This window comes from Dorea sp. MB18-49 (assembly GCF_023669465.1).
Lineage (GTDB): Bacteria > Bacillota > Clostridia > Lachnospirales > Lachnospiraceae > Dorea_A > Dorea_A longicatena.
Genome location: NZ_JAMOYX010000013.1, coordinates 18,521 through 30,539 on the forward strand (window position 1 = coordinate 18,521; position 12,019 = coordinate 30,539).

A 12,019-nucleotide genomic window follows, 5' to 3' on the forward strand; every position below is an offset into this window, starting at 1 on the left:
TTATATGGCCTCATCTTTCTGTATTGGAAGCTCTACAACAAATCTGCATCCACCATATTCACGGTTTTCTGCTTTGATTGTTCCTCCGGCACTATCTACAATCCGTTTTACAAGTGCAAGACCTAGGCCATTTCCTTCTGCTTTATGAGATCCATCTACCTGATAGAACTTGTCAAATATTCTGGATTTTACATCATCCTCTATTCCTGGTCCTTCATCTTCCAGAATGAACTTAACAGAATCCTGTTCTTGTTTCAGAAACATCGTAATTGTCCCCTTTGAAGGGCTGAACTTAATCGCATTATCCAAAAGATTTATCCAGATATGCATAAAAAGTCCTTCATTCCCAGTATATTTAACTTCCTCCAATTCTACCTGAAAACCAATTTCTTTTTCTGTCCATTTTGTTTCCAATGAAAGAAATGCCTGGCGGATTTGTTCATCCAGACGATATTCTGTTTTTTTCATTGGTATATTCTGATTCTCTAACTTGGATAACAGCAAAATATTACCAACCAATCCGGAAAGTCTTTGGGTGTTAAATAAGATTTTTTCTACATATTCCTCTTGATCCGGAGACAGTTCTTCTCCCTGAAGCAGCATTGTATATCCTTCAATGGCATTAATCGGGGTCTTAAACTCATGAGAAACATTAGATACAAAATCCATCTGCAGCACCTCTGTTGCACGAAGTTCTTTTGTCATAACATTAAAACTTTGATAAGATTCTCCAACTTCTGCTATACGGCTGTTCGTTTCCAAATGCTGTTCAAAATCTCCCTGAGAAACTTCCTTCATTGCTTTACTAAGTCTGGTAATTGGTTCCAGTAACTTTGCATTGATAAAGGAAGTGATCAGCCCTGCAATCAATGTATTGAAAATCAAAAGCCAGCCAAGCACAGGTATGCTGCCCGGCAGATTAAAAAAATGATTCAAAAAAGCAAATAATAAAGCAGATATGACTGTTGAAAATACAAGTGCCAGCCAGATTGCACCAGTCAGACAGGATCGGATCCGCAATCCTTTTTCTTTCTTTTGTTCCATTATTTTTTCACCACCTTGTATCCAATTCCACGCATTGTTACGATTTCAAAATCAGGGTTATCTTTAAAACGCTCTCTGATTCTTCCTATATGTACCTCTATCGTATGTGGGTCTGCCTCCGTCTCGTATCCCCATACTTCATCCATCAACTGTTGTTTTGTAAATGTTCTGCCTGGCGAAGCTGCAAGCTTATATAAAAGCAGGAATTCTTTTTTAGGCAAAACAAGACTTTCCTTATCAGTTGTAACCGTCATTGCATCATAATCAAACTCTGTTGAACCGATCACAATTTTGTGTTCATTCAGTATCTGTGCACGGCGAAGCAGTGCTCCGACTCTTAAAACCATTTCATTCACATTTACCGGTTTTACCATATAATCGTCACTTCCCGAAAGAAATCCCTGGCGCATATCATCAAAGGAACCTTTCGCAGTGATCATAAGCACTGGTATCTGATATCCTACTGAACGAAGTTCTGACACCAGTTCATAGCCATCCATAACCGGCATCATAATATCAGAAATGATCAGATCAATATATTCCTTATCCAATACTTCTAATGCCTGTGCTCCATCCGATGCACTTTTGACTTGATATCCATTCTTCTCAAGCACTTTTTGGAATAGCTGGCTTAATTCTTTATCATCTTCTACAATCAATATTTGAAACACGTTTTCCTTCCTCCTTATTAAAACAGATACCTTGCCCATCCAAGCAGATGCTGTACCAAAAATATTTTTCTCTGACGTTTCTTTGTTAATTCGATTGGCTCTACATGATATGGATCATTATAAATTCCGCCTTCTAATATCTGGCGGGACACTTTTTCATATTCCATCATGCCCTCTTCCAACTGTTTATTAATATCTTTACTGCGAATTACAAGCATCAGTTCCGTATCCAGATATGCACTTCTCATGTCCATATTAAAGGAACCGATTACAGACAGATCATCGTCAATCAGAATACTTTTTCCGTGGTATGAATAACCGCCTTCATATTCCCAGATATTAATTCCTGTACTTAAGATTCTATTTCTGTTTTTCGCATAATCGGCAGCCCCAAATGGATTCCCATTATTCGCAACTGAATTTGTCATGATAGAAAAATCTGAAACGTTCTCTGCAATTTCCTCCCATGTATTATACATCATATCATTACAGATAATATATGGCGTGTGGATCTTCACACGATTTTTTGCATTTTTCATCAATTCTCCCAACTGATACCACACTACTGGTTCTTTGGAACCTGTGTGAATAGGATTTGACACTAATGTAATCTTTTCTGTCTCAAAAGTTTCGTCCGTATAATTGGTCTCGCAGATTCTTTCCTTATTCTCTTCAAAATATTTCTGATAGCTGTTCTGCAGCTCTAAAACTGCGTTCTTTACAGATTTTCTATTTGCCAGTTTTTTATTGTTATGAAAATAACCACAGTCTTCCTGATTCCATATGGTTTCAAAATACTCTGACAACTGGTTAACTGAATTTCCTTTCTCAGGTTCATCGCAAACCACTAACACGTCTCTGTCATAGTTCTTATGTCCCGGAAAATCACCCAGGAAATAATTGTATGTATTTCTTCCCCCAAGAATATATCTCTTTCCATCTGCAATCAAATATTTATCATGCATTCTACCCATCATTTTCCACGGTTTCAACGGATTGGCCTTATTATACAGTTTAATTTCAACATTCTCATGGGAAGATAATCCATAGAAATACGGATTTCCTTCCATATCAATCCAGCTCTCCATTCCATCTACTAACAGACGAATATGTACACCTCTGTCTGCCGCATCATGCAATGCTCCTAAAATCAATTTTCCACTTTCATCGGATTGAAATGCAAAAGTAGAAAGAATAATTTCCTTTTTTGCATTCTTGATCAAACGCACTCTTTGTAAAAGCGCTTCTGGATTCTTTTCTATGATTACTGCCCGTTCTGTATTTTCACTGCATTCGTTCCATGACCCATTTTTTGTTTCTTTTTTGGTTGTATTGGACACTTCCGGCTGCTTTTTATATGCAACGCAGATTCCGAGCAATTCATAAAAAGCCACACATAAAAAAATTACCAGTATAACAAGAAGGATTTTACATATTTTATGCTTTTTCATTGTACATCACCTGATTCCTTTTTATTTCATACTTATACAATACAAAGTCAATCTCAATTTAACCTCAACAAAATTTATTTTTATTCTAATATATGAAGGAGCTTTTCTTACTCCGTTGTATTAATCACTATCCATGCAAAATCTTCTTTGTACAACAGACTGTTAGATATAGCAAAAACGGCCTTTCAAAAACAGTTAACTTCTAAATCAACTGTTTTTTGAAAGGTCGTTTCATCAGATTCTTATAGCAATCCAGCAAATAATCTCATAAATAATTGTCCCAGTCGCAAATATGCACTTCGTCCGGTTTGATATTGGTCTGTCACATCACGACATTCTCCCATCGTTCTTATCAGATCATTTTTTATTTCCACAACTGCCTGACAATCTGCCATAAAACAGCCGTTTTCAAAATGGTGATATAAACTTCGATAATCCAGATTAATTGTTCCACAAGTTGCCATACAGTCATCTGCCACACTCATTTTTGCATGACAGAAACCAGGAGTCCACTCATAAACACGAACACCATGTTTAACTAATCCATGATAAAAAGAACGAGTTATATTATAAATGAATTTTTTATCAGGGATACCAGGTGTGATAATTCTTACGTCTACCCCTCGCTTAGCAGCCAGACATAACGCATGCGTCATTTCATCTGTTATGATTAGATATGGAGTCATAAACCAACAATATTTTTCAGCTTTATTTATCATACTGATATAAACTTCTTCTCCTACTTGCTCATTATCCATAGGGCTGTCTGCATAAGGTTGAACAAACCCAGTTTGCTGTGCCGCATAATCATAGTGGAAAAGGTATTTACTAAAATCAGAATCATTAGCATCCTTATCACTTACTGCATTCCACATTTCCAAAAATGTCACCGTAAGCGACTGAACAGCATCTCCTTCTAAACGAATACCTGTATCTTTCCACTGTCCATACGGGTGTGTGTAATTAAAATATTCGTTTGCTAGATTATATCCACCTGTAAATCCGACTTTTCCATCAATAACTGTTATTTTTCTATGATCACGATTGTTCAAAAACAGATTTAAACCTGGCATAAACGGATTGAATACACGGCAATGAATTCCTATTGCTTCCATCTTTTTCACAAAATCTGTGTTAATAAAGCCTATAGAACCCATATCATCGTAGAATACTCTAACTTCCACACCTGCTTTTACTCGCTCTTCCAGAACATCTTGAATCTTATGCCATGCTTCAGCGTCTTCTATCGCATGATATTCCATAAAGATAAACTTCTGTGCTTTCTCCAAATCCTTAAGCTGTGCCTCTAATCCTTTCACTGCTTCATCAAAATACACAATATCCGTATTCTGATAGATTGGATACTGCGAATTTCTTTGTATGTAACTTGCTATATTTCCTGCTTTCGGAATTGTTTCTTTTATTTTGCTCAAACACTCCTGACTGTCCGGAAGCATTGGTAACAATTTGCTATCAATTTCTGCATATCGCTCACGCATTTTATGTGTGCCACCATTCAAACCAATCAACAAATACAGGCCTACACCCATAATTGGGAAAATTAGAATTAAGATGACCCAAGGCATTTTCATAGAGGATGTCTTATTTGATGCGTACAATCCCAAAACCAAGATCCCACTCAAAATCCTTGTAAATAAATTTATGATTTCTGCATATTCATTCAAGCGTGTTACGATAGTAATAATAAAAATCACTTCCAGAAGAATGCAGATTATGGAAAAACACAGCCGTTTTACCCCATTTTTTGTTTTTGCTTTGCCCTCTAAAGTATCTTGTTTCATATATATTCCACCTTCCTACTTGCTCAGTTTTCTTCCTAAATTTCGTGGAACATACCAATTTTGTCTTTTATTCTCTGCATTTCATTATCTGCTTCAATGATAGCTCTTGCAGAATGAAGTAATTCTTCACTTATCTCATCATAGCCAGGCATTTCTTCAATTCCTTTTTTATAGCGAAGTTGATGTTCCAATGTTGCCCAGAAATCCATACCATTGGTTCGAATCTGTAATTCTACACGCATAGGTGTTTTACCCTTAGCAAAAAATACTGGTATTTCAACAATCATATGATAGCTTCGATAACCATTCGATTTTGGATTTTTTATATAATCTTTTATTTCAATAACTTTAATATCATCCTGTTGGGTAATCAAATCTGATATCATATAAATATCGTCAATAAACGCACAAACTATTCGAACGCCTGCTACATCATTGAGATATGTCTGTATATTTTCTGTTGTAAATTCATATCCCATCTTCTGTAGTTTATCGTAAATACTATTGGGCTGCTTAATTCTTGTTTTTATAAAAGAAATAGGATTTCGATTGTTCTCAACTGAAAATTCATCATCCAAAACCTCAAGTTTAGTTTGTATCTCCCGAATAGCACAACGATACATCATCATTAAATTATAAAATTTTGTAGCATTATTTAAAAACTGTAGTGATTCCGGACTGTTCATCCTGAGTTTTTTTACTTCATCTTTTGTCATGGAACTTTCCTTTCTACCTCATCCCTGAGTTCAAAACATTATTTATTTTGATAGTTGATTCGTTCTCCTTGAATTACTGGATAACAAATCATTTTATCACTATCCAGATTTTCTACATGCATATCTACTGCACTGATCTGATGGTTTTCATAAGTATTGTAATAATAAATACCTTTTGTAACATTACAACACGACGTATACAATGTGATTTCATATTTTCCATCCGCTACTTCGCAACATCCTCGTTGCTGATCCACAGATCCGAGAATGTGGAAGAATTGGCTAACGCTTTCTTCCTCTGATTCACCTGAAATTGCATTTACCTTTGTAAAAGCTACACGTACAAAGCGTGAGGAAGATGAGAGATCTCCCGGAAGACCTAATCCTCCCATACCTCTACTATATGCATCAAGAGCCAAATTTTCGCAGAAAGTATTTCTGGGCTGTTTAGGAGATAAATACATATAATTATTTAGTTGAAACATCTGCTGTGGAAATGGCGGATTATTCGTAAGCACTCCTACTGGATTGTCATAAATATGCAAACCATCTGACATAGATTCTACCGTAATTGACTCATTCTCATCAGAAATGATCCAGTGTAATTGTGCTAATGGTAATTGCTCGCTGAAAGGAGTATTAACAATATTAATTCGTTCAAGAAGCTCGCGAACTTCAACTAAAGAAGAACACTGACTTAAAATCCACGGAATAAATTCAAACTGTGCAATATTTTCCACATCTGGCTTAATCGCGGCATAAACAGCATTTCCGACAAAATTCAGTCCTGCCATTGCCACTCCTTTTTCATTCATAGCATCATAATACAAAGGATAATCCTCAGCAACATGAGCCATTCCAATAATTGCATAATGATTTTTCATATCGCCAACATGGCGAAAATTAAACGCATAATTACGTGGTGTAATTACTATCTGATCACCATAAGAGAATTCATAATCGAGGGTTCGTCCAAAGTAAAAATCTTTTGTTTTATAAGTTGCTGCTGTACACATGATTGTTTATCCTCCTAAATAGATTGAAATATGTCAATGAGCTTTTTCTTGAACAATATTATAGCACAATTCTTTTATTTTGTTCCAACTTCATACATGATCATAACATGTAAACTTTAAACTATTTTCCTAGATTATTTCTCCATCAGTTTTGCAAACCAGATATCCATAGCTAGGATGAATTGACCTACGTCTGGCAATTCTTGCAGCATTTCGTTTAGGGTTTTGTGCTTCACATATTTCTGCACATACACCCAACAGGCAACGCTACTGGCTTCTGATACAATGTCAGCTATGGTTTTGCGCATAAGCTCTTCAAATTCAGCAATTTCTTTTTTTGGAACAACATCATACAGTGTTGGTGCCTGATGACTTAATTTTACGCCATTTTCATTTGCATCTTTAAGCAGATTCTTAACTTTTTCTCTTGAGTTCTCCGGTACTTTCATGTACTCCCAGATAAATGCTACCACATCGGACGGTGTGTCTTTTTTTAGTGGTGGTAACTGAATATAATCCTTGTTTTCGCTCATTTTCATATTCTCCTCACGATATAATAAAATCAATAATACGTTCTCTTGTCATGTCCAGTACAGTATCTACAAACACTCCTGCAAACAGGATCAGATACAGAATTACACTCAGCGAAAATAGAAATGCAACCTGTACCCAGTCATGATAACAGTATGCAGTCGCTATAATCAATAAAGTGAATATAAATCCAAGGATCCCTCTGACAACCGCATAAGTCTGTACTGTCATTTTTACTGCCAAGCCGATCACAAAAAGGATCAGCCATACCGGCAGTAATAATATCTTTCCAGCAAGTTTTAAAATAAACATGTGCACCTCCTATCTTACCAGTCCTGGCATATCATGGTTCACCTCTGCCTGATAATACCCGTTCATCGTTGACGGTGCATTAAACAGGGCTGCTAATAAATATTTCTTGATGTTCTTCACCTTTGTGGTGTTACCACTCATACAGTGTAAGACATACTCGATATGTGAATAGGTCAGCATCAGAAATTTTTTCTTCACCAGTGATGCCGGATACCAGTTGCTGGCAATCAAGATCTTGTCATTTTTACACATCACAGTCTCTACGATCAGGTTCACGATTTCATCTACCTGCCGCATATCGTCATGATGGGTTACTTCCAGTGATTCATAATCAATGGTCTCTTTGACAAGGTTTTCATAAGCCTGATAATCCTCAGAGCGGTTATCGCCATCGGATCGATTCTCATCTGCAGATACGATTTGATTAGATTTATTATCATTCATTTCAGTATCACTAAGATTAGTATTATTAGGGTTTGAAATGTAAACTTCTTGAAGTTTGTTTTCGGGACCTCTAGAAGTTTGATTTTTGGACTTCATGAAGTTTGAATTGTAAACTTCTGTAGATTCCTCATTTTCCACAGAAGTTTGTTTTTTAAACTTCTGTGATTCCTCTCCAAATTTTTTCTCATCTGTTTTCTCAGGCATAAAGGTTTTCACGTAGATAACGTTCACCTTTCCAAATCCCTGTCTGCGTTTCTCAATCAGACCAATTCCTGTTTCGTCATCCAGTTCTCTCATGGATTTAATGGCTTTATTTCTGCCACAGTTCAGTAATTCCATGATATCTTCGATGGAAAAGTAGATATATGCTCTGTTTTTGTCGTCAAACCACTGATTCTTGATGGAAAGAGACATTCGATCCAACATCAGTCCATATAAAATTTTAGCATCGCTCGATAAATCTTTAAAATAACTGTCTGTAAATAATGCTTTTGGTATGCGGTAGAAGCTGAACTGATCAGCTTCGGTACCGTAAAAATAATTAAATGTCATTTTTTTCTCCATAATTTCCTCCTTTCATTTTCTGCTAAGAAGTCCTCTTTTTAAACTTCTTTGACATTGTTTTCTTAGCTTTTTCTCTCCTTAACAGGACTGTTCCTGCATCCACTTTTCTAATAATGATTCAATCACCTGCTCCATATCTTTGGCTGTATAATCATCCGGAAAATACTTTGTCAGTTTCTTTTCTGAGAAAGTAAGAGACCGGGATACTTTCTTTGCTATCACACAGTTATTGAAAATTGATAACATCTGAATCTGATTGATTGGCCCATCATTCAGCTGATTTCTGAGTGCTGCAATCTGCTTTGGCTTAATAAATCCAGTGTCACTAATATATTCGTAAATCCATTCTTGTACTTCCTTATCGATGTAGGAGATATCAATAGCAACTGTAAATTGGAGCTTTTTCTTATCTACCAGATCTAAAAGTTCTGGTATTAATTCCGTGAGACGAATATATCTTTGAACCTGTCGTCCACTTTCTCCATTATCCTTTCCAATGAGATCTGCCGTCTCATAATTCCCGACATTTTGTCGGGGATTTTCTTTTGTCGGACGACCTGCTGTTCTTCTCATAGCATCCATTTTCATCTTATATGCAAATGCTTTCTCACTCGGTAACAGTTCCTCTCGCTGAATGTTAGCGTCCACCATCGCAATCACGGCATCATCATCCGATAATTCTCTTACGATTGCCGGAATAGTCGTAAGTCCTGCAAGCTGTGCTGCATGCATTCTTCTATGACCGGATACCATTTCATATTCTTCATTATCATCCATTCGAAGCAGTACCGGTGTCAGTACTCCATTGATCCTTACACTTTCAACCAGATCCTGCATCTTTTCATCATCCAGCACCTTGAACGGATGCTTTTTAAACGGATGGATCTTACTGATTTCTATCTCCATTGCAGATTCTTCATTTACCACACCCAGCAGTTCATCAATGCTTGCCAGTTTAATCTTTTCGCCACTTCTATTTTTCATTTTTCAAAACCTCCTGTGTTAAGTTCTTATATGCTTCGGCAACTTTTCCTTTCGGGCAGTGCATGTAGATGCTTTTTCCCTCTGCACTGGTCTCAGCAGCTTTTACAGACATCGGGATCACATTTTCAAATACCTCGATCTGACTTCCGTAGGTTGTATGTACTCTCGATGCAATATCCCTTGCGTAATTGGTTCTGAAATCTACCATGGTCAGGAGAATGCCCTCAATCGCCAGTTTCCGGTTCAGTCTTTTCTTTACTGTAAGAATGGTCTTGATCAGCTGCTGAAGTCCTTTCACCGGCAGATATGCGGCTTGCACAGGTATCAACACAGAATCGGAAGAGACCAGTGCATTGATTGTCATCATACCAAGGCTCGGCATACAGTCGATCAGGATATAATCGCATCGGCATCGTATCGCATCGATATATTCTTTCATGATCATTTCTCTGCTCATAACATTTCCCATCGTTACTTCCAGTGCGGAAAGCTCAATATTTGCCGGGAGAAGATCTACATTTTCCTGGTGATGTAAAATCCCATCTTCCAGAGAGATTTCTTCTTCGTTGATGACATCCATCATGATCGTTGCCAATGTGATGCGAAGATCATCCGGTTCCTCATATCCAAGACTTGCGGTTAAACTTCCCTGTGGATCCGCGTCGATCAGCAACACTTTCTTACCTTCTCTTGCCAGTCCAATGCCTACATTTACAGTTGTGGTGGTCTTTCCGACGCCACCTTTCTGGTTTACTACGGATATAACTTTACACATGATTTCTTCCTCCTTTAACTTTCCCATGATTCTTTTTTCCATAATTTCAACAGTGCCAGTATTTCCCGTTTCATCATTGCCGGTGTATAAGAATTTGGAAAATACTTGTGCAACTGCTCGTTTGTGAATGCCACTCTTGTGATCTCACCCTTTTTCACTTCACACATGATTTCTTCCATCTTTTCCAGTGACAACTGTTTTTCTTTACTCAGTTGCCGGATCCTCTGGGCCTGTGAGAGTGATGGGATTGCCTGTGCATACTCCATTGCTACAAGCAGTTCTCTTTGTTCTTTTTCACTTAATGCAGCTATCTCTACAGCCGGACAAAAAGAAATAATCTCATCATCCAGTTTCTGCAACATTTCCGGTATCAGTTTTGTCAGTGAGATATAACGCTGCACTTGTTTTGGGCTATCACCACAATCTTCACTGATGATTTCTATTGCCCGCTTTCTTGGTGTTTTGTGGTCAACTTGGCTCTTTTTTCGACCACTTTTTCTTTTTAATACGTCATTCTTCAGTTTGTAAGCAAAAGCTTTTTCACTGTAGCTGATCCGTTCTCTGTGAAGATTGGAATCTACCATGCTCAAGATGGAATCATCTTCACTTAATACCCGGATGATTACCGGTACTTTACGGTATCCCAGTTTCTCCGCAGCATGTTTTCTTCTGTGACCGGATATGATCTCATAGTATCCATCCGGTACTGGTCTGACGATTAACGGATTTAAAATTCCATACTTCTCAATGCTTTCCTGCAAAAGAAACATTTCCTTATCATCTTTTACCTGAAACGGGTGCTCTTTGAACGGACGAAGACGCTCAATCTCAATTTCTATGATTCTTTCTTCGTTTTCTTCTGATTGTCTGTTTGGTTCAGTCATCTTGACTCCTTTCCTCCAGGATTCAGGAAATAAAAAATGCCTGCCTGGAACTTTTATAGATAGTAAAGTTCCAAACAGACATTGCTGTTTGACCATTAGCTGTAGCTAATAGAATTGAATACTGTTTCAGCTAATGCATGTTTGCAGGTTTGGGAGAGATTGTTTCTTTTCCCGCCTTTTCTCTGATTTACATCCCCGAATAAGGGGTGACAACAGAGCGGAACCCAAATGTTAGCTGAACTTCCTAAAACCCATGTTTGCAAACCGGTAATTTTGATTAGCTGTCAGCTAACAAAAATCAGATTGCGTTAGCTGGAAATTGATCATTTTGAATGGAATTTTGTGTCACGAACGTGATTTGAAAATAACAAAAGCGTTCGTTGTCAGCTAATCCAGCTAACATTTTCGAACGCTTTGAAGCCCGTCGCCAAGAGGATTTGAACCTCCGACCCCTCGCTTAGGAGGCGAGTGCTCTATCCAGCTGAGCTATGACGACACATGCCGCAAACCCTTGATTTTACTGGGGTTCTGGGATTTTTCCCTTCGGCCATATATAAGATTATCAACTCTTTTTTGAGTTGTCAATCTACAGATTTTTTTGAGTTGGTAACATTAGAACGTTCCCCAATTTGGGGAATGCTTTGTTGTCACCTTTGGCATTTTTCAGAATAGATTCGAACTGAAAGTTGTTTTTCATTTTTTCCCTTTGGGGAATGCCTCGGCTTTCTCTTAGGAGGGGCTTGTTATATCCATTTAACTAAGGGAGCCTGACTAACTCGTACTTTATTATTTTACCTATTAATCCTGTAAAAGTCAATACAGGGA

At 37.5% G+C, this 12,019-nt stretch carries 12 protein-coding genes and 1 tRNA gene; all 13 read right to left on the bottom strand.

Annotation, left to right across the window (positions count from 1 at the left end; all coding sequences use genetic code 11):
• Window positions 1–1,044, bottom strand: a complete 1,044-nt coding sequence (locus tag NCY30_RS05850; protein ID WP_055215087.1) for a HAMP domain-containing sensor histidine kinase — start codon at window positions 1,042–1,044, stop codon at window positions 1–3.
• On the bottom strand, window positions 1,044–1,754 hold the full coding sequence (locus tag NCY30_RS05855) for a response regulator transcription factor (RefSeq protein WP_250818550.1): 711 nt from the start codon (window positions 1,752–1,754) through the stop codon (window positions 1,044–1,046). Before NCY30_RS05855 ends, NCY30_RS05850 begins: the two co-directional genes overlap by 1 nt.
• On the bottom strand, window positions 1,733–3,166 hold the full coding sequence (locus NCY30_RS05860) for a phospholipase D family protein (RefSeq protein WP_173793220.1): 1,434 nt from the start codon (window positions 3,164–3,166) through the stop codon (window positions 1,733–1,735). Before NCY30_RS05860 ends, NCY30_RS05855 begins: the two co-directional genes overlap by 22 nt.
• 242 nt (window positions 3,167–3,408) lie before the next feature.
• Window positions 3,409–4,968, bottom strand: a complete 1,560-nt coding sequence (cls, locus tag NCY30_RS05865) for a cardiolipin synthase (RefSeq protein WP_055166960.1) — start codon at window positions 4,966–4,968, stop codon at window positions 3,409–3,411.
• Window positions 4,969–5,003: 35 nt separating this feature from the next.
• Window positions 5,004–5,684 carry a GTP pyrophosphokinase gene (locus NCY30_RS05870; RefSeq protein ID WP_005360232.1) on the bottom strand — a complete coding sequence of 227 codons (681 nt, stop codon included), beginning with the start codon at window positions 5,682–5,684 and terminating at the stop codon, window positions 5,004–5,006.
• A 38-nt stretch (window positions 5,685–5,722) separates the two neighbouring features.
• Complete coding sequence (gene bsh / locus NCY30_RS05875) at window positions 5,723–6,700, bottom strand: choloylglycine hydrolase (protein WP_005347230.1); 978 nt, start codon at window positions 6,698–6,700, stop codon at window positions 5,723–5,725.
• Between the two features lie 134 nt (window positions 6,701–6,834).
• The gene (locus NCY30_RS05880) at window positions 6,835–7,239 is read right to left on the bottom strand and encodes a hypothetical protein (protein ID WP_139009185.1); all 405 of its coding nucleotides are present in this window, start codon (window positions 7,237–7,239) and stop codon (window positions 6,835–6,837) included.
• A 7-nt stretch (window positions 7,240–7,246) separates the two neighbouring features.
• Window positions 7,247–7,543 (bottom strand): hypothetical protein, encoded by a 297-nt coding sequence (locus tag NCY30_RS05885; RefSeq protein ID WP_005334864.1) that lies wholly within the window; start codon window positions 7,541–7,543, stop codon window positions 7,247–7,249.
• 9 nt (window positions 7,544–7,552) lie between these two features.
• Window positions 7,553–8,551 carry a DUF6017 domain-containing protein gene (locus tag NCY30_RS05890; RefSeq protein WP_055215080.1) on the bottom strand — a complete coding sequence of 333 codons (999 nt, stop codon included), beginning with the start codon at window positions 8,549–8,551 and terminating at the stop codon, window positions 7,553–7,555.
• A 78-nt stretch (window positions 8,552–8,629) separates the two neighbouring features.
• Window positions 8,630–9,535 carry a ParB/RepB/Spo0J family partition protein gene (locus NCY30_RS05895; RefSeq protein WP_250818551.1) on the bottom strand — a complete coding sequence of 302 codons (906 nt, stop codon included), beginning with the start codon at window positions 9,533–9,535 and terminating at the stop codon, window positions 8,630–8,632.
• The gene (locus NCY30_RS05900) at window positions 9,525–10,310 is read right to left on the bottom strand and encodes a ParA family protein (RefSeq protein WP_173784859.1); all 786 of its coding nucleotides are present in this window, start codon (window positions 10,308–10,310) and stop codon (window positions 9,525–9,527) included. The genes NCY30_RS05895 and NCY30_RS05900 overlap by 11 nt, the downstream gene beginning before the upstream one ends.
• Window positions 10,311–10,324: 14 nt before the next feature.
• Window positions 10,325–11,290, bottom strand: a complete 966-nt coding sequence (locus tag NCY30_RS05905; protein ID WP_006427144.1) for a ParB/RepB/Spo0J family partition protein — start codon at window positions 11,288–11,290, stop codon at window positions 10,325–10,327.
• 326 nt (window positions 11,291–11,616) lie between these two features.
• Window positions 11,617–11,690: transfer RNA gene (locus NCY30_RS05910), tRNA-Arg, on the bottom strand.
• Between the last annotated feature and the right edge of the window lie 329 nt (window positions 11,691–12,019).

What these genes read in the sequence shown, in the direction of transcription:
- NCY30_RS05850 (WP_055215087.1), bottom strand. Translation starts at nt 1,044, where the DNA reads ATGGAACAAAAGAAAGAAAAAGGATTGCGGATCCGATCCTGTCTGACT.
- NCY30_RS05855 (WP_250818550.1), bottom strand. Translation starts at nt 1,754, where the DNA reads ATGGGCAAGGTATCTGTTTTAATAAGGAGGAAGGAAAACGTGTTTCAA.
- NCY30_RS05860 (WP_173793220.1), bottom strand. Translation starts at nt 3,166, where the DNA reads ATGAAAAAGCATAAAATATGTAAAATCCTTCTTGTTATACTGGTAATT.
- cls (WP_055166960.1), bottom strand. Translation starts at nt 4,968, where the DNA reads ATGAAACAAGATACTTTAGAGGGCAAAGCAAAAACAAAAAATGGGGTA.
- NCY30_RS05870 (WP_005360232.1), bottom strand. Translation starts at nt 5,684, where the DNA reads ATGACAAAAGATGAAGTAAAAAAACTCAGGATGAACAGTCCGGAATCA.
- bsh (WP_005347230.1), bottom strand. Translation starts at nt 6,700, where the DNA reads ATGTGTACAGCAGCAACTTATAAAACAAAAGATTTTTACTTTGGACGA.
- NCY30_RS05880 (WP_139009185.1), bottom strand. Translation starts at nt 7,239, where the DNA reads ATGAAAATGAGCGAAAACAAGGATTATATTCAGTTACCACCACTAAAA.
- NCY30_RS05885 (WP_005334864.1), bottom strand. Translation starts at nt 7,543, where the DNA reads ATGTTTATTTTAAAACTTGCTGGAAAGATATTATTACTGCCGGTATGG.
- NCY30_RS05890 (WP_055215080.1), bottom strand. Translation starts at nt 8,551, where the DNA reads ATGGAGAAAAAAATGACATTTAATTATTTTTACGGTACCGAAGCTGAT.
- NCY30_RS05895 (WP_250818551.1), bottom strand. Translation starts at nt 9,535, where the DNA reads ATGAAAAATAGAAGTGGCGAAAAGATTAAACTGGCAAGCATTGATGAA.
- NCY30_RS05900 (WP_173784859.1), bottom strand. Translation starts at nt 10,310, where the DNA reads ATGTGTAAAGTTATATCCGTAGTAAACCAGAAAGGTGGCGTCGGAAAG.
- NCY30_RS05905 (WP_006427144.1), bottom strand. Translation starts at nt 11,290, where the DNA reads ATGGTCAAACAGCAATGTCTGTTTGGAACTTTACTATCTATAAAAGTT.